Origin of the sequence: Achromobacter sp. JUb104, assembly GCF_024806975.1 — a bacterium.
GTDB lineage: Bacteria > Pseudomonadota > Gammaproteobacteria > Burkholderiales > Burkholderiaceae_B > Achromobacter > Achromobacter spanius.
Genome location: NZ_JANUEY010000001.1, coordinates 1 through 16,154 on the forward strand (window position 1 = coordinate 1; position 16,154 = coordinate 16,154).

Here is a 16,154-nt window from a genome sequence, read left to right on the forward strand (position 1 = left end):
TTGCTCGTGAGGCTTGATCCTATAACACTGATGGTTATTGACCTGGTGATATAGCGTTCCAAGTGTCGTTCAATACAAAATCTGGCTGCACCGTCAGCAGCCAGCCAACACCAATTACATCCCCCTTGTGCGTGATCATCGAGCTTGCCTCTGGTCACCCACACGTTGTGTTTCTTCCAAGATTGGAGCCGTTGCGCTAACCCGCAGCCGCTCAACCCGTTACGCCTGACGACCATAGCAAGGTGGTACCACTCCTTCCCATCCCGAACAGGACAGTGAAACGCCTTCGCGCCGATGATAGTGGACGGACGTCTGTGAAAGTAGGTCATCGTCAGGCTTTTATTGCGCAAAACCCCACAGGTGATCCTGTGGGGTTTTGTTTTTGGGTTTTGTTTTTGGGTTTTGATATTAGGTTTGAGATTTTAGATTTGAGACCCAAGATTTGATCTTCGCGATACTGATTAATTGAAAACGCCTCGCGGCTCATGCCGCGAGGCGTTTTATTTTGCCAGGACCAGAATGTGCTGGGCTAGGGTAATTGGCGACGTAGCGCCTGGAAGAACAATTCGGACTGCAAGCGCTCGCTTTGAATCTGCGCTGCGACCTTGGCTGCAAGATCGGTATTGACCGGCTTGAGCGGGCGGCCAGTCGACTGTGCCAGCACCTGTGCAGCACAGGCGCGTTCTAGGAAAAAAAGATCGTCGTAGGCGTAGTCCAGCCGTTCCCCGCACACCACGACGCCGTGATTGCCAAGAAAAACGATGTCGGCGCCTTGCATGGCATGCGCGATGCGTTCCCCTTCGCTGACGTCCAGCGCGAGGCCGTTGTAGTTTTCGTCGATGGCCAGGCGACCATGGAAGCGCATGGCGTTCTGCGACAGGGTGGTGTCCAGACCGCGATCGCTAGTGAGCGTGAGTGCCGTGGCGTAGGGCATGTGCGTGTGCAGGACACAGGCTTTGCCCGCAACACGGTGAATGGCGGCGTGGATGAACATAGCCGTGGGCTCAACCGCGTGCCGGCCGGCAAGCTTGTTGCCATGGGCGTCGATCAATACGATGTCATCAGCCTGGACCTCGTTCCACATCAGGCCACGCGGATTCAGCAGGAAGTGGTCCGGGTCGCCTGGTAGCGCTACGCTGAAATGGTTGCAGACCCCTTCTCCCAAACCATGGGCAGCCGCTGCGCGCAGTGCTAGCGCCAAATCAGCGCGCAGCGCCGCCACGGGTTCCGCGTGAAAGAGAGCGTCGGCGAATTGGGGGTCTGGATTCATGTCTACCTTCGGGTTTATGGGTAAGAGGAAGCGGCTATCTGCATTGACCGGCCCTTGCCATGAAGCGCAGTCACAGCCAGCCAGCGGTCCGGAAAAGATCGGGTACGCGATCCAATGTCGGTACGGTAGCGTCAGGACGATAGTCCGGCAAGCATTGGCGACCTGTGCCGCGGTCAATCCAGATGCACCGAAACCCGATGTCGCGCGCGGCGGCATGATCCAGATGGGGACTGGCGCAAATATGCACGACTTCGCCAGGGGATACGCCCAGGCTGTTGTAGGCGTGGGCGAAGATCTTGCGGGAGGGCTTATAGGCACCCGCTTGTTCAGCCGTGATGACGCGGTCGATATGCCCGCCCAGTTGCGCGATGTTGCCCGCGATGATCTGGTCGTCGGTATTCGAGATGATGCACAGGCGGAAGCCCGCCTGTTTCAACACGGACAACGTGCCCACGACTTCGGGGAAAGGGGGCATGGCCGAGATGCTGTTGATCAGCATCTCGGCGTCTTTCGGGCGGTACGCAAGGCCCAGGTCCTGCATGCTCAAGCGCAGCGCTTCTCGAGAGATTTCGGCAAAGTTGCGGTGGGGCGGTGTGCGTTCCAGGCCATGTTCATGCTCGTCGTAAACATGCAGGAACTCTGAAGGGGTGGGCAATGCCCGCTCTTGCGGATTGTCGGCCAAGATGCGGGCCACCGCGGCCTGTAATCCTTCGTCCCATTGGATAAGGGTGCCGTAGCAGTCAAAGGTAAGCCATTGCGGGCGAGGGAGTTCGTTCAGCGGCATTGCGATGTCCTTGTCGATAGTGGGCAGGGGACTTGAACGGTCAGCTTAGAACCGAGCACACAAAGTTGTAAAATTAATAATTGAACTCTTCTTAGTTGATAGCTAACTATCACACCCCATCCCATGCTTGATCTGGAACTCTTGAAAACGCTGGTGTGCGTTGCCGACGAAGGCAGTTTTACGCGAGCTGCCAGCCGCGTGCATCGCACGCAATCCACGGTAAGCCAGCAAGTACGCAAACTTGAGCAGACCGTGGGCAAGACATTGCTGTTACGGGATCGCGCGGGCAGCAATGTGGTGGCGACTGAGGACGGCGAGCTGATGTTGGCGTACGCGCGCCGCTTGTTGGCGATGGCCGATGAGGCAGAACTGGCATTGACGGCGCCGCGCGCGACGCGCGTATTGCGCTTGGGCGTTCCGGAAGACTTCGATGTTGTCCGGCTGACGGTGCTGCTGGCGGGATTCGCCGCCAGCCATCCCGAGGTGCGCCTGGAAACGGCCAGTGGCATGAGCGCCGAATTGCGCGAGCGCTTGGCGTCAGGCGATCTGGATGTGGCGTTGATCAAGCGCGAGCCGGGGGATGGCCCTTGTCTGGCGGCGTGGCCGGAACGCTTGGTGTGGGTGGGTAGCAAAGATCGTTTGAAGGGGCTTGCAGCGGTGCCGCTGGTGATGTTTCCGCATGGATGCATCTATCGCAAGCGCATGATCTATGCCTTGGAAAGCGCGGGCCGATCCTGGCACGCGGCGTATCACAGCCATAGTTTGGCCGGCGTGCAAGCGGCCGTGGCCGCCGGTCTGGGTGTGAGCCTGCTGCCGGCGTTTGCCAAGTTGACGTCACACGAGGTGCTGGGTGCCGAGGATGGGTACGCGGCGGTGCCCCCGACCGAGCTGGCGATCGTCAGCAATCAGCGCGCGCCTGGTGATCTTGAGCGGCAATTGGTGGCGGCGGTGACCCAGGCCGTGGAAGCCGACACGCAGAGCCCGATAGCCGCATGAACGCGACTGGCGGTCAGCTCAGGTCGCCATCCACGTAATACCACTGCCCACCCTCGCGAACGAAACGGCTGACTTCGTGCAGGCGATGCGCACGCCCGGCTTGGCGGCTGCGCGCGACAAACTCCACGGTGGCGTGGTCAGCGTCCTTATCGCGCGCTTCTTTGATGGAGAGCCCAAGCCATTTCATGTCAGGCGGATTGGGTTCCAGCGTTGCTGGCCGGGTAGTGGGATGCCAACTGGCCAAAAGATAGGGCAGCTTGTCGAGCACGAAAGCGCTGTAGCGAGACCGCATGAGCGCTTCGGCAGTGGGAGCCTGCATGGCGAGCGGGCCATCATGCCAGCGGCCGCAGCAACTGGCATAGGCCGCGCCGCCACAGGGGCAGGGCGCGATTGAGGGTGCGGATTTCTTGGTCACGGCGTGCAAGGTGGCGGGGATCAGGCCCGAAGGTCGTTGTATTCGGGATGGCGGCGCATGTAGACCTCGGCATACGAGCACACCGGGCGCACTTTCCAACCCTGGGAGCGAGCGCTCTCAAGCGCGAATTTGGTCAATTCAGCGGCGATGCCGCGCCCGCCGACCGGGCTTGGGACGCCGGTGTGAACGATAACCATGGTGTTGCCTTGCAACTGGTAGTCCAGTACGCACAGCACGCCATCGACGGTGGCGGTGAAACGGGATTGTCCGGGGGCGTGGGTGACGGCGGTCATGCGAAGGCTCCTTGGATGTGCCGGGACGTGGCCCCGGCGTTCAAGTGAATAGATTAATCCCTGGGATGTCTAACGGTCGGCGTCTGGTCGGCGTCTATCGGCGCAAGGCCTTGATCAGCGCGGTGAGCTGGGCGTCGCGCGTTTCCACCAGATCGGCAATGCTGCGTTGGCCGGCCTCGGCGTTGACGCCGTCGATCAGCTTGCGCTGCAGGGCGGGCGTGACCTCGGGTGCGCCAAGGTCATCCCACCAGGTTTGCACGGGGCCCAGAAGATGGTCCATGAAGTTCGCCAGCCCGCCCGCGCCACCGCCCAGATTGAATGTCATATGCGGACCAAACAATGCCCATCGCAAGCCAGGGCCTTGTGAGACGGCCGCGTCGATATCCGCGACGCTGGCGACATTTTCCGCGGCAAGGTGGATGGCTTCACGCCAGATTGCCGCTTGCAGCCGGTTGGCGATGTGACCGGGCACTTCCTTGTTCAGCCGGATGGGATACTTGCCCATGGCTTTGTAGAACGCGATGCTCTGGTCGATGACCGCTGCCGAAGTCTTGTCGCCACCCACCACTTCCACCAGTGGAATCAGATGCGGCGGGTTGAAAGGGTGGCCGATGACAAAGCGCTCAGGATGCCTGCAACGGGATTGCAGGCGGCTCATGATGAGGCCCGACGAACTGGACGCGACGATGACATGGGCAGGCAGCATTGCATCCATGCGGGCAAAGAGGTCGATCTTGAAGTCTTCGCGTTCGGGCGCGTTTTCCTGCACGAAGTCCACGCCGGCCAACGCCCTGGCCAAGTCCGGTTCAAATCGCAGGGTATCTGGCGAGGCGCCTTCAGTGACGTGCCCCAATTCAGTCAGCACGGGCCACGCGGCTTGGACTCGGGCCCGTGTTTGCGCTTCGGCATCGCCAGCGGGGTCGCTGACCACCACATCCATCCCGCGAGCCAAAAACAGCGCCGCCCAACTGGCTCCGATGGTGCCGGCGCCAACGATGGCGATACGGCGGATGGACGGCTGGGGCTCGGCGGTGCGGGACATGCGGCTCTCCTGGTTATCGGGTTTGGCCACATTGTGAAGCAAACGCCGGCCCCATGCCTACCGCCGATCACACATTGCGCGCGCGGCGCAGATGCCGCCAGACCAACATCACCGCGCCCACGTAGCTGGCCGCGATCACGCCATAGGCCACGGGCAGGCTGGCGTTCCAGTCAGGCAGCGCATGCAGGATGGTGCCCATCAAGGCCACGCCCACCAACGCGCCGGACTGACGGTTAGCGTTCAACGCCGCCGCCGCGCTGTTGGCGTGGTGCTTGCCTGAAACCTGCATGACGACGCTGGTCATCGCGGGCACGGCGATACCCACGCCCAGATTGCCCAGCGCCACCATGATTGCGAAAGGCCAATAGGCCATGCCGGGCGAGAACGCAATGATGCCGGCAGCGCTCATGGCCGCAGCCAGCGACAAGCCACCCAACAGCGAGGCCGACACGTTCCAGCGGGCGGAAACACGCCCCGAAATCATATTGCCGATCGAGAACACCGCCAGCATCGGCACCAGTTGAATGCCGGTCTGAAGCGCGTCGGTTCCCCTTGCGTGCTGCAGGAACAGGCTAAGCAGAAAGAGTTGGCCGTAAGAGGCCAGATTGATCAGGAACCCCACGCCATTGGCGGCGGCGAAGTGGGCGGTGGTGAACAGGACGCGTGGCAGGATCGGTTCGGCGTGGCGGCGTTCGCGGAGCACCAGCAGCACGGCAGCCACGGCGCACAGCGCGGTGACGCCGGCAATGCGGCTGGACGTCCAGCCGTAAGCGTTGCCTTGGATCAGCACAAAGCACAGCGACGACAGTGCAATCACGCCTAGCAGGTGGCTCAAGGGGTTAAGCGAGCGAGGCCGGCGCGGCGCGCTCTGGATACGCCGACGGGCAAGCCACAGGCCGGCCAGGCCAAGCGGGATGTTGATGAGGAATATGCCGCGCCAGCCGAATTGATGGATGAGCACGCCGCCCATCAAGGGACCGGCCGCGCCCGCCACGGCCACGATGGCCGACCAGGCGGCCAGCATCCGGGTGCGGACCTGTTCGTCGTCATAGGCGTGCGTGAGCAAGCTCAAGGAACTGGGCATGAACAGGGCCGCGCCCAGGCCTTGAAGCATGCGGGCGGCGATCAGCGTGTTGGCGTCGGGCGCCAGGCCGCATAGCAATGAGGCCAGGGTGAATACGGCCAGCCCCGCCAGATAGATGGTCTTGGCGCCGTACCGGTCAGCCAGCGCGCCGGCCACCAACAACAAGGCGGCGAAGGTCAGCGTATAGCCGTCCACAATCCAGACCAGGTCAGTCAGCGGGACGACGAATTGCACGGCGATGCTGGGCAGCGCGACGTTGACGACCGTGACGTCCAGCATCGCCATGACAAAGCCGATGGCCAGAGTGACAAGCGGCAACCAGCCTGTAAGGGGCTTGTCGTCAGCGGCGGGGAGCTGGGTTGGTGGGGTGGGGATTTGCGGACTGGGGGCTTGCGGGCAGGCGGTGGTCATGGCGCGTAAGGAAGGCGGCTTTTCGAGGGATGAAGCTTAGGCGCTTTTCTTGCTGCAAAAAATCCGAGAAATTGCTTTGTCGTGATGCACAAATGCATCACTATTCATGGCTGTCGCTGAAATGGAAGGGCGCTATGGATTGGGACAACGCCAGAATATTCCTGGCTATTTATCGGGTTGGCACGCTACGCGGAGCTGCGGCGCTGTTGCAGATCGACCAGGCAACGGCGGGCCGGCGCCTGGCCGCGCTGGAGGCGTCGCTGGACGCGCGGCTGTTCCTGCGCACGCCGGGCGGATACGTCCCCACCGCAGCGGGGGAACTGGCTTTTGCCGCGGCGCAACGCATGGAGCAGGCTGCCGACCAACTGCAGCGGCAGATGCAGGGGATGGATCACCGCTTGTCCGGCGTGGTGCGCGTGGCGGCATCTGAAACCGTGGCTCGCTACTTCATCATGGAGGCCGTGCGGCGGGTGCAGGCCCAGCATCCGGACATCCGTGTGGTGCTGTCGGCATCGATCCAGATCAGCAACCTGACGCGGCGCGAGGCGGACCTGGCGATCCGCAACATCAAACCCGACAACCCCGAACTGATCCAGCGTCACCTGGCCCGCAAGGAAGTTGGCCTGTATGCGTCGCGCGCTTACCTTGCCGCGCATGGCGAGCCGCGGCCGGGCACCGCGTTCGCTGGTCATACGCTTGTGACGTATCAGCAGTCGGTGCTACCGGGATGGTCCGACACCTTCTGCGGCGAGCCCACGGGCAACGGCCGTATCGCCATCGAGCTGAATTCCGGGCTGATGATCCTCGAGGCCGTGGTGGCGGGGCTGGGAATCGGCGAATTGCCCACGCACATGGCGCCGGATTATCCAGACCTGGTGCGCATCTGGCCCAGCCGCAGCGAGCCTTACGATTTGTGGCTGGTCATGCATGGCGACCTGAACCGCACCGCGCGCGTGCGTGCGGTGGCGGATGCGATCGTCGAGGTGTTCGAAGCGGACAAATAGCGCACTCCTGCGGTGAACCGTGGCTTGTGGGCGGGCGCGACAGGCGCTAAGGTTTGCTTGGCCCGAAAAAACCACGACCTCAGGAGTGACGCGTGTCTGATCTATGGCGTTTGTCCGCAGTTGAACTTGCCTCCCGTATCCGTAACCGTGAAGTGTCCGCCGTCGAGGCCGCGCAAAGCGCGCTGGAGCGGCTCAACGCCGTGAATCCCGCGCTGAATGCGGTCGTGGACCATCGTCCTGACGAGGTCATGGCTCGGGCTGCCGTCGTGGACGCGCAGCTTGCGCGCGGCGAAGATCCCGGCGTCTTGGCCGGCGTACCCGTCACGGTCAAGGTCAACGTCGATCAGGCGGGCTACGCCACCACCAACGGGGTCAGGCTGCAAAAAGACCTGATCGCGGCAGCGAACAGCCCTGTGGTCGACAACCTCTTGCGGGCCGGTGCCGTTATTCTGGGCCGCACCAACACCCCGGCGTTTTCCTTGCGCTGGTTTACCGGCAATGCGCTGCATGGTGATACCCGCAATCCGCGCAATGCGGCACTGACCCCGGGTGGGTCGTCGGGCGGCGCGGCGTCAGCAGTGGCGGCGGGCATCGGCCACTTGGCGCATGGCACCGACATCGCCGGGTCTATCCGCTACCCCGCCTACGCCTGCGGCGTACACGGCTTGCGCCCATCGCTGGGCCGCGTGGCGGCTTATAACGCGGCCTTGCCCGAACGCTCTATTGGCGGACAACTCACGGCGGTGTCCGGGCCCTTGGGTCGCACCATTGCAGACGTACGCCTGGGGCTTGCCGTCTTGGCCGCCCCAGACCCGCGCGACCCCTGGTGGGTGCCCGCCCCGCTGGTGGGGCCGGATGTGCCGCGCCGTGCCGCGCTTTGCGTAAACCCCGATGGCATGGATACCGAGCCCGCGGTCGTCAAGGCATTGCAGGAAGCCGCGCGCCGCCTGACCGAAGCCGGATGGACGGTGGATACGCTGGATGCCGTGCCGCCCATGCAAGAGGCGGCCGATCTTCAGGTGCGGATGTGGATGGCCGACGGCTATGACGCCATGCTGGCGGCGGCGGAAAAAGAGGGCGATCAAGGCGCGCTGGTGGCGTTGCGCGGCCAGCGTGACAAGGCGGCCGAAGCCAACCTGAACAATTTTTCCGCCGTGCTGACGCGTCGGGCAACGTTGACCCGCATGTGGGAAATGTTCTTGGCCGATTACCCGATCCTGTTGCTGCCGGTATCGGCTGAACTGCCGTTCCCCGACAAGCTCGACCTGCAAGGTGATGCCGCTTATGCCCGTGTGTGGCGTGCGCAAATGACCCAGATCGGCGTGCCCTTCATGGGCTTGCCCGGCTTGTCGGTGGCGATGGGCCAGGCCATGAGCAGCGTGGGGCAAAGCCCGGTCGGCGTGCAGATCGTGGCGGGCCGTTATCGCGAGGACTTATGCCTGGCCGCTGGCGAAATCATTGAAGCTGGCGGCGACGCCGTCACCATCGCTGAACCCCAATCGCGTTGAGTCACCAAGAGCCTTGCCGCCCGCGTGGGCGCGGCAAGGTTCAATGGCAACGACGCGCTACGGCGCCAGTCAGCTAGTTTCCAAAGCGCACGCGCAGCACGCCGAGATCGCCATAGGCCAGCTCGATGTCCTGATGCGCGGGCACGTCCAGGAACCCGGCGTACGAACCGGTGATGACGTGCTGGCCGGCATGCAGGCCCAGCCCTTGTTCCCGCAGGAAGTTGGCCAACCAGTACAAACCGGCCTTGGGGTGTTCGTTGGGATGGAAGCCGGGATGTTGCTCCACCTCGTTTCCGCTCACCGACAAGGTCAGCGTCATGCTGGCCGGGGCGGCGTCGGGCGACGCAATGCGCGGGCCCAGGACCAGACCGTTGTTGAACATGTGGTCGGCAAGCAGCTCGGGCAGGCTGGCGTGTTCCGGCGCCGCGTAGCGGCAGCCCAGCACTTCAAGCGCCAAGCGGGCGCTGCCCACGGCCGCGTCTACCTCGGCTTCGGTGTAGGGCGTGTCGCGGGCGGGCAGGTCGTGGGCAAGCTCGAACGCAATTTCAGGTTCGATGCGCACGACGTCGGTGCGCGTCGCGACAGGCCCCGCGTCGGCGTAGGCGGTGCCTGATGCATAAATGGGCGCCACCACGGTCTTCTCGGGGGACGGCAACGCGCTCTTCCAGGCCGCGATGCGGTCCTGCCGCGTGTCTTGCAGTAATTGCGCGGTGCGCTGCTGAACGGCAAAGGCCTGTCCCAGCGATTGCGGACGGCAGTCAGCGGGCAAGCGTGGGCCCGCCACACCAGCGTCGCGCGCGGCGATCAGGATGCGGGCGGCGTCCTCGCTACCGGGATAGTCTTCGATGCGGATCTGCATGGGATCAGCGGCCCAGGAACAGCATGACCCACAGGACGATCATCGCGATCAGCCCCAACCAGCACGAACCCCAGAAGCCCACAATGGGCCACTTCAGCGACAGCGGCGTCTTTTTTGGGTCGACGTGGCCCAGCAGGTCGTTGGCGTTGCCAATCAGCCAGAATCGCGTGCCGGGAAACATCAGGCGGAAAAAATAGTCCAGCATGATGGCGGCCTGGATCGACAGCGGGTACTGGGTCCAAGGGCGATGCTGCAAATACGGATGCTTCATTCGGGCGTTGATCTCCTTGCACTTGAAGAAGAACAAAACGATGCCGCTGATCGTACAAGTGATGAAGCAAAGCACGAATAGGCTGAAGGCCATGGCCATGACAGGTGAATGCATGGGGGATCTCAAGATTGCGCGGCGCGCCGCGTTGGATGAAAAGAAAGCAGAACTAAGAAAGCAGAACTAAGAAAGCAGAACCAGTGAGCTGGCCCGGAATTTTCTGGCCGTATTGTAGAAGGCTTGGCGATGCTACGTGTTCAGGGCTGCGTCAGCCGTGGCGCGCGGCGCTGGCCGCGCGCCACGCGGGTTCAGCCGCGCACCTGGCCTTCGCCGCTCAATACCCACTTCAGGGTGGTCAAGCCTTCCAGGCCGACCGGGCCGCGCGCGTGCAAGCGGTTCGTGGAGATACCGATTTCGGCACCCAGCCCATATTCGAAGCCGTCCGCGAAGCAGGTTGGCAGGTTGACGTAGACCGAACTGGAATCGACTTCGCGCTGGAAGCGCTGCGCCGCCGACAGATCTTCGGTGACGATGGAATCCGTGTGGCCGGAGCCCCAGCGTGCAATGTGTTCGATGGCGTCATCCAGGGTGTCAACGATGCGCACCGCCAGGATGGGACCCAGGTATTCCGTGCCCCAATCTGCTTCGGTGGCCGGCGTAATGTGAGGCAGCAACGCCAGCGTGCGCGGGCAGCCGCGCAGCTCGACGCCGTGTTCGATAAAGGCCGCCGCCAGCGTGGGCAAAATGGAAACGGCCGCGACCGCGTCGACCAGCAACGTTTCCATGGCGCCGCAAATGCCATAGCGGTAGGTCTTGGCGTTGAACGCAATGGAATGCGCTTTGTCCGGGTCGGCCGCTGCGTCGATGTAGACGTGGCAATTGCCATCCAGATGCTTGATCAGGGGCACGCGCGCTTCCTGCGACAGGCGCGCGATCAGGCCCTTGCCGCCCCGGGGCACGATGACGTCGATATGCTCGGTCATGGTGATGAGCTTGCCCACGGCGGCGCGGTCGGCAGTGGCCACGACCTGCACGGCTTCCTGCGGCAAGCCGGCAGCAGCCAGGCCGGTCTGGACCACGCGGCCCAAGGCGATGTTCGAGTGGAGCGCTTCGCTGCCGCCGCGCAAGATGGCGGCATTGCCCGACTTCAGGCACAGCGCGGCTGCGTCGATCGTGACGTTGGGGCGCGATTCGTAAATGATGCCGATGACGCCCAGGGGCACGCGCATCTGGGCCACTCGCATGCCGTTGGGGCGCACGGTGGTGGCGGTGATGCTGCCGATAGGGTCGGGCAGGGCGGCGATCTGGCGCAAGCCTTCGGCCATGTGCGCCAGCGTTTTGTCGGACAGCGTCAGGCGGTCAAGCAGCGCCGGTTCCAGACCGTTGGCCCGGGCGGCGGAGACGTCTTTCTCGTTGGCGGCCTTCAGCTCGTCGTGGCTGGCGGCCAAGGCGTCGGCCATTGCCAGCAGCGCCTTGTTTTTCGCGGCACTATTGGCGCGCATCATGGCGCGCGAGGCGCGCCGGGCGTTTTCGCCCAAGGTCAGCATGGCGTGTTCGATGGAGGACGAGGACATGGCGGCGTCAATCATGGAGGTTTTGGGGGCGGCTTCAGGCGGCGGTTTATCGGCCGCCTGAAGGTCTGGGGCCTGGGCGCTAGAGTCTAGGGTCTAGGTCTATTGCCTGGGGCCAGTGGATTCAGTGTATCTCCGGCGGCAAGGCCGGAGGCGTCGGGAAGACAAGGGGACAGCAAGGCGAAGGCGGCGGCAGTGCCGCCTTCACGGTCGTCCGCCGGCGGCGGCAACACGCAGGGCCAGGCGGGTCATTTCTTCCCAGGGGTCCGACAGCCGGCCGGCGACGGACAAGCCCTTGATCAGGCGGTCGACGTCATGGGCGTGCTGCACCGCAGCCGGCCAGACGCCGGGCTGCACCCGGTTCAACGCCTGTAGCGCCAGGCGCTCATGTGCGCCGAAAATGCGCAGCCGGCGCATCAGGCCGTTGACGTCCTGGCCCAGCGCGCGCGCTTCGGCCACGCGGGCAAGCAGGCGGATTTCTTCGCCAACGGCCCACAACACCAGCGGCAGGGCTTCGCCTTCGGCGCGCAGGCCATCGATCATGCGGATGGTGCGCGCGATGTCGCCGGCAAGCATGGCGTCACGCAGGCCGAAGACGTCGTAGCGCGCCACGTTCAGCACCGCGCGTTCCACGTCTTCCGCCGCCAATTGGCCTTCCGGATACAGCAGGCCCAGCTTCTGGATTTCCTGGTGCGCGGCCAGCAGGTTGCCTTCGACCTTGTCGGCCATCCATTGCAGGGTCGCGCCGTCGGCACGCTGGTTTTGGCGCGCCAGCCGCATGCCGACCCAGGCGGGCAGCCGGCCGCGTTCGATATTGGCGATGTCGACCATCATGCCGGCGCGGGCAAGCGCCTGGACCCAGCGGCTTTCGCGGGTGGCTTTGTCCAACCTCGGCAGGGCGATCAGGATCAGCGTGTCGGCATCGGCCTGTTTTTCGGCTTGCTCGGCCAGCTTGCTCAGTGTGTCTGCGCCTGACTTGCCGGGTTTGCCAGTGGGAATCTTGATTTCAAGGATGCGGCGGTCGCCGAACAGCGACACGCTTTGGGTGGCGGCAAGGACGCTGCTCCAATCGCTGCGCGCGTCCATCACCATGGAAAGCCGCTCGGTATAGCCCGCGTTGCGCGCCGAGGCGCGCAACGTGTCGACGGCTTCCGTCACCAGCAAAGGTTCGTCGCCCGACACCGTGTACAGCGGGGCAAGCCGGTTGTCGGGCCGCTGCAGGTGCTCGGCAAGCCGGTCCGCGTCCAAAGACTGTGCCATGGCCTAGCGCAGGATCGCCGGGTCCGTGGTGGACGGCGTTTGCCAAGGCGTGGGCGTTCTCCTTTGCTGAGGTGCGTTCGGGTCGAACAGCGGGATCTCGCCGTTTTCGCCACGTTCGGCGGCCTCTTCATAGGCGCGACGCACGTCAGGCGCGGTCAGGCGGCGCAGCACGCGCGACACCAGGTCGCGCTGCATGGATTTGTACAAGGTGTCGATCTGGCCTTGCTTGGCCTGCACGACCTGGTCGTCATACGGCATTTCGCGGTAGATGGACAAGGTGGTGTCCGGGATCAGCGCGCGGCCCTTGTTGTCGATCAGGCGGAACGTGTAGTTGATGCCCAGTTCGTATTCCTCGACCCGGCCTTGTGCGTTCAAGGACACTTCACGCAGCGTGCGGGTGTCGCCCACTTGCTGCAGGATGGCCTGTGCTTCCTTGGGCGAGTCCACCAGCTTGGTATTGGGCGAGGCCGCGCGCAGCGCGCGGCGCACGTCGGCGCCGAATTGCGTGTTGTCCGGCATGCCGATGTACATCGTGTCGAACGGCATCGGGGTGACGCCGCGCAGCGCGAAGCCGCAGGCGGAGAGCAGCATGAACAGCGCCACGCAGGCGCCGCGCAGCAGCCAGGATTGGCGGGGGGAGTGCGGGAGTTGCCCGGCGATGTACATGCTTGACCTCATCAGCCTACGACGTTGACCAGTTTGCCCGGCACCACGATGACGCGCTTGGGCGGGCGGCCTTCCAGGAAGCGGGCGACCTCTTCCTGGCTGGCGGCGAGCTTTTCGATGTCTTCCTTGGCAGCGCCGGCGGCCACGCGGATCGAACCGCGCAGCTTGCCGTTGACCTGGAGCATCAGCTCGATTTCGTCCGCGATCAGCGCGGCTTCGTCCACATGCGGCCACGGCGCGTCCAGCAGGTCGCCCAGTTCTTTGGCGTAGCCCAGGTCTTGCCACAGGTGCCAGGTGATGTGCGGCACCACCGGGTACAGCACGCGCAGCAGCACGCCCAGCGTTTCGGCATAGGCGGCGTCGGCGGCGGCGTCTTCAGGCAGCTTGGCGTCGTCGATCGCGTTCAGCATTTTCATGCAGGCGGACACGACGGTGTTGTACTGGATGCGCTGGTAGTCGTAGTCGGCTTGCTTGAGCAGCGTGTAGACCTCGCGGCGCAGGTCCTTGACGGCGGCGGTGGCTTGCGACCAGTCGGCGCCATTGGCCAGGCCACGTGCGACGGCGTCGCGGCGCGCGTAGCTGATGGACCACAGGCGGCGCAGGAAGCGGTTGGAGCCTTCGACGCCGGAGTCGGACCATTCCAGGGTCTGCTCGGGCGGGCTGGCGAACATGACGAACAGGCGTGCCGTGTCGGCGCCCAGCGTGTCGATCAGCGATTGCGGATCGACGCCGTTGTTCTTGGACTTGGACATCGTGCCCACGCCGCCATAGTTGATGGCCGAGCCGTCCGACTTCAGCTTGGCGCCGGTGATGGCGCCGCGGTCGTCGTAGACGTTTTCGACGTCTTCGGGCCAGAAGTATTCGATGCCGCCCTGGGGCGTCTTGCGCGAATAGATGTGGTTCAGCACCATGCCCTGGCAAAGCAGCTTGGTGAAGGGCTCGTCAAAATTGAGCAGGCCCATGTCGCGCATGACCTTGGTCCAGAAGCGCGCGTAGAGCAAGTGCAACACGGCGTGTTCGATGCCACCGATGTACTGGTCCATCGGCATCCAGTAATCATTGCGCGAGTCGACCATGGCGTTGTCGTTGCCCGGCGAGGTGTAGCGCATGAAGTACCAGGACGAGTCCACGAACGTGTCCATCGTGTCCGTTTCGCGGCGCGCGGGCTTGCCGCAGCTGGGGCAGGCGCAGGACAGGAAGGCTTCGTTCTTGGCCAGCGGGTTGCCGCTGCCATCGGGGATCAGGTCGTCGGGCAGGACGACGGGCAAGTCTTTTTCGGGAACCGGCACCGGGCCGCAGTCGGCGCAGTGGATGATCGGGATCGGCGTGCCCCAGTAGCGCTGGCGCGAGATGCCCCAGTCGCGCAGGCGCCAGGTGGTCTGCTTTTCGCCCAGGCCTTGCGCGCCCAGGTCAACCGCGATGGCGTCCACGGCTTCTTTGTGCGACAGGCCGTCGTATTTGCCCGAATTGATGGTGCGGCCCGACTGCTTGTCGCCATACCATTCCTGCCAGGCGGCGGTGGAGTATTCCTTGCCGGCCACGTCCACGACCTGCACGATGGGCAGGTCGTATTTCTTGGCGAAGGCGAAATCGCGTTCGTCGTGCGCGGGCACGCCCATGACGGCGCCGTCGCCGTAGGTCATCAGCACGTAGTTGCCGACCCAGACCTCGACGTCAGCGCCCGTGATCGGGTGCGTGACGGTAAGACCCGTGCGCATGCCTTCCTTTTCGCGCGTGGCCATTTCGGCCTCGGTCGTGCCGCCCAGCTTGCACTGTTCAATGAAGGCGGACAATTGCGGGTTGTTGCGCGCGGCGTGCGTGGCCAGCGGGTGTTCAGGCGCCACGGCGCAGAACGTCACGCCCATGATCGTGTCGGCGCGGGTGGTGAAGACGTACAGCTTGCCGTCCTGGATCAACTGGCCGTCCTGGCCGGCGATCTTGTGCGGGAACGCGAAACGCAGGCCTTCGGACTTGCCGATCCAGTTTTCCTGCATCAGGCGCACGCGCTCGGGCCAGCCGGGCAGGTCGTTCTGGACGGCGCCCAGCAGTTCGTCGGCGTAGTCGGTGATGCGCAGGTAGTAGCCGGGGATTTCGCGCTTTTCAACCAGCGCGCCCGACCGCCAACCGCGGCCGTCGATGACTTGTTCGTTGGCCAGCACGGTCTGGTCGACCGGATCCCAATTGACGACCTGGGTCTTGCGATAGGCCACGCCCTTTTCCAGCATCTTCAGGAACAGCCACTGGTTCCACTTGTAGTACTGGGGGTCGCAGGCGCACATTTCGCGCGTCCAGTCGATTGCCAGACCCATCGCCTTCATCTGCTTCTTCATGTAGGCGATGTTGTCGTAGGTCCATTTGGCCGGCGGCACCTTGGACTTGATGGCGGCGTTTTCCGCCGGCATGCCGAAGGCGTCCCAGCCCATGGGCATCAGGACGTTATAGCCACGCATGCGCAACTGGCGCGCCATCATGTCGTTGATGGTGTAGTTGCGCACGTGGCCCATGTGCAGCTTGCCGCTGGGGTAGGGCAGCATCGAGCAGGCGTAGAACTTCGGCTTTTCGGAGCCGTCGGCGTTCTTCGCGTGTTCATGGACCAGATAGGCGTCGCGGGCCTGCCAGTCTTGGTGGGCGGCCGCTTCGACGGTAGTGGGGAGGTAACGTTCCTGCATGGGCTCGGGCACGGTGGCAAAAAAGGGTGAGCCGCCCCGCCGCGTGGACGCGGG

General features: G+C 63.9%; 16 protein-coding genes and 1 rRNA gene. 5 read left to right on the plus strand and 12 right to left on the minus strand.

Annotated features, from left to right (window positions below; translation table 11 throughout):
• The first annotated feature begins 224 nt into the window (after positions 1-224).
• Positions 225-337: ribosomal RNA gene (gene rrf / locus M2361_RS00005) — 5S ribosomal RNA — on the plus strand.
• Between the two features lie 192 nt (positions 338-529).
• On the opposite strand, the gene M2361_RS00010 is transcribed toward rrf, so the two are convergent.
• The gene (locus M2361_RS00010) at positions 530-1,270 is read right to left on the minus strand and encodes an aldolase (RefSeq protein ID WP_259245641.1); all 741 of its coding nucleotides are present in this window, start codon (positions 1,268-1,270) and stop codon (positions 530-532) included.
• 70 nt (positions 1,271-1,340) lie between these two features.
• Positions 1,341-2,054: a haloacid dehalogenase type II gene (locus M2361_RS00015; RefSeq protein WP_259245642.1), complete on the minus strand. Its 714-nt coding sequence runs from the start codon at positions 2,052-2,054 to the stop codon at positions 1,341-1,343.
• A 123-nt stretch (positions 2,055-2,177) separates the two neighbouring features.
• Here M2361_RS00015 and M2361_RS00020 point away from each other — a divergent pair, with 123 nt between their 5' ends.
• Complete coding sequence (locus tag M2361_RS00020) at positions 2,178-3,050, plus strand: LysR substrate-binding domain-containing protein (RefSeq protein ID WP_259245643.1); 873 nt, start codon at positions 2,178-2,180, stop codon at positions 3,048-3,050.
• Between the two features lie 13 nt (positions 3,051-3,063).
• On the opposite strand, the gene M2361_RS00025 is transcribed toward M2361_RS00020, so the two are convergent.
• From M2361_RS00025 to M2361_RS00040, 4 genes are all read right to left on the minus strand, one after another.
• Positions 3,064-3,465, minus strand: a complete 402-nt coding sequence (locus M2361_RS00025) for a YchJ family protein (RefSeq protein WP_259245644.1) — start codon at positions 3,463-3,465, stop codon at positions 3,064-3,066.
• A gap of 20 nt (positions 3,466-3,485) precedes the next feature.
• Positions 3,486-3,758, minus strand: a complete 273-nt coding sequence (locus M2361_RS00030; RefSeq protein WP_259245645.1) for a GNAT family N-acetyltransferase — start codon at positions 3,756-3,758, stop codon at positions 3,486-3,488.
• A gap of 94 nt (positions 3,759-3,852) precedes the next feature.
• Entirely contained in the window at positions 3,853-4,800 is a 948-nt protein-coding gene (locus M2361_RS00035) for a 3-hydroxyacyl-CoA dehydrogenase NAD-binding domain-containing protein (RefSeq protein ID WP_259245646.1), read from the minus strand.
• Between the two features lie 67 nt (positions 4,801-4,867).
• Positions 4,868-6,295 (minus strand): MFS transporter, encoded by a 1,428-nt coding sequence (locus M2361_RS00040; protein ID WP_259245647.1) that lies wholly within the window; start codon positions 6,293-6,295, stop codon positions 4,868-4,870.
• A 134-nt stretch (positions 6,296-6,429) separates the two neighbouring features.
• Here M2361_RS00040 and M2361_RS00045 point away from each other — a divergent pair, with 134 nt between their 5' ends.
• Entirely contained in the window at positions 6,430-7,299 is an 870-nt protein-coding gene (locus M2361_RS00045; protein ID WP_259245648.1) for a LysR family transcriptional regulator, read from the plus strand.
• 92 nt (positions 7,300-7,391) lie between these two features.
• Complete coding sequence (locus M2361_RS00050) at positions 7,392-8,807, plus strand: amidase family protein (RefSeq protein ID WP_259245649.1); 1,416 nt, start codon at positions 7,392-7,394, stop codon at positions 8,805-8,807.
• 73 nt (positions 8,808-8,880) lie between these two features.
• On the opposite strand, the gene M2361_RS00055 is transcribed toward M2361_RS00050, so the two are convergent.
• Positions 8,881-9,666, minus strand: a complete 786-nt coding sequence (locus M2361_RS00055) for a 2-keto-4-pentenoate hydratase (protein ID WP_259245650.1) — start codon at positions 9,664-9,666, stop codon at positions 8,881-8,883.
• Between the two features lie 4 nt (positions 9,667-9,670).
• Positions 9,671-10,036 (minus strand): hypothetical protein, encoded by a 366-nt coding sequence (locus M2361_RS00060; protein WP_259249198.1) that lies wholly within the window; start codon positions 10,034-10,036, stop codon positions 9,671-9,673.
• On the opposite strand from M2361_RS00060, the gene M2361_RS00065 reads away from it, so the two are divergent.
• Positions 9,978-10,121, plus strand: a complete 144-nt coding sequence (locus M2361_RS00065) for a hypothetical protein (protein WP_259249288.1) — start codon at positions 9,978-9,980, stop codon at positions 10,119-10,121. The two genes, M2361_RS00060 and M2361_RS00065, sit on opposite strands and share 59 nt — an antisense overlap.
• A gap of 121 nt (positions 10,122-10,242) precedes the next feature.
• Here the strand turns inward: M2361_RS00065 and M2361_RS00070 are convergent, their stop codons facing one another.
• The 4 genes from M2361_RS00070 to leuS all read right to left on the minus strand — a co-directional run bounded on the left by M2361_RS00070 (position 10,243) and on the right by leuS (position 16,100).
• Complete coding sequence (locus M2361_RS00070) at positions 10,243-11,523, minus strand: glutamate-5-semialdehyde dehydrogenase (RefSeq protein ID WP_404976219.1); 1,281 nt, start codon at positions 11,521-11,523, stop codon at positions 10,243-10,245.
• Positions 11,524-11,709: 186 nt separating this feature from the next.
• Positions 11,710-12,765: a DNA polymerase III subunit delta gene (gene holA / locus M2361_RS00075; protein WP_259245652.1), complete on the minus strand. Its 1,056-nt coding sequence runs from the start codon at positions 12,763-12,765 to the stop codon at positions 11,710-11,712.
• Between the two features lie 3 nt (positions 12,766-12,768).
• On the minus strand, positions 12,769-13,431 hold the full coding sequence (gene lptE / locus M2361_RS00080) for an LPS assembly lipoprotein LptE (RefSeq protein WP_259245653.1): 663 nt from the start codon (positions 13,429-13,431) through the stop codon (positions 12,769-12,771).
• An 11-nt stretch (positions 13,432-13,442) separates the two neighbouring features.
• Positions 13,443-16,100 (minus strand): leucine--tRNA ligase, encoded by a 2,658-nt coding sequence (gene leuS, locus M2361_RS00085; protein WP_259245654.1) that lies wholly within the window; start codon positions 16,098-16,100, stop codon positions 13,443-13,445.
• Positions 16,101-16,154: the final 54 nt, after the last annotated feature.

What these genes read in the sequence shown, in the direction of transcription:
- M2361_RS00010 (WP_259245641.1), bottom strand. Translation starts at nt 1,270, where the DNA reads ATGAATCCAGACCCCCAATTCGCCGACGCTCTCTTTCACGCGGAACCC.
- M2361_RS00015 (WP_259245642.1), bottom strand. Translation starts at nt 2,054, where the DNA reads ATGCCGCTGAACGAACTCCCTCGCCCGCAATGGCTTACCTTTGACTGC.
- M2361_RS00020 (WP_259245643.1), top strand. Translation starts at nt 2,178, where the DNA reads ATGCTTGATCTGGAACTCTTGAAAACGCTGGTGTGCGTTGCCGACGAA.
- M2361_RS00030 (WP_259245645.1), bottom strand. Translation starts at nt 3,758, where the DNA reads ATGACCGCCGTCACCCACGCCCCCGGACAATCCCGTTTCACCGCCACC.
- M2361_RS00035 (WP_259245646.1), bottom strand. Translation starts at nt 4,800, where the DNA reads ATGTCCCGCACCGCCGAGCCCCAGCCGTCCATCCGCCGTATCGCCATC.
- M2361_RS00040 (WP_259245647.1), bottom strand. Translation starts at nt 6,295, where the DNA reads ATGACCACCGCCTGCCCGCAAGCCCCCAGTCCGCAAATCCCCACCCCA.
- M2361_RS00045 (WP_259245648.1), top strand. Translation starts at nt 6,430, where the DNA reads ATGGATTGGGACAACGCCAGAATATTCCTGGCTATTTATCGGGTTGGC.
- M2361_RS00055 (WP_259245650.1), bottom strand. Translation starts at nt 9,666, where the DNA reads ATGCAGATCCGCATCGAAGACTATCCCGGTAGCGAGGACGCCGCCCGC.
- M2361_RS00065 (WP_259249288.1), top strand. Translation starts at nt 9,978, where the DNA reads ATGCCGCTGATCGTACAAGTGATGAAGCAAAGCACGAATAGGCTGAAG.
- M2361_RS00060 (WP_259249198.1), bottom strand. Translation starts at nt 10,036, where the DNA reads ATGGCCATGGCCTTCAGCCTATTCGTGCTTTGCTTCATCACTTGTACG.
- M2361_RS00070 (WP_404976219.1), bottom strand. Translation starts at nt 11,523, where the DNA reads ATGATTGACGCCGCCATGTCCTCGTCCTCCATCGAACACGCCATGCTG.
- holA (WP_259245652.1), bottom strand. Translation starts at nt 12,765, where the DNA reads ATGGCACAGTCTTTGGACGCGGACCGGCTTGCCGAGCACCTGCAGCGG.
- lptE (WP_259245653.1), bottom strand. Translation starts at nt 13,431, where the DNA reads ATGTACATCGCCGGGCAACTCCCGCACTCCCCCCGCCAATCCTGGCTG.
- leuS (WP_259245654.1), bottom strand. Translation starts at nt 16,100, where the DNA reads ATGCAGGAACGTTACCTCCCCACTACCGTCGAAGCGGCCGCCCACCAA.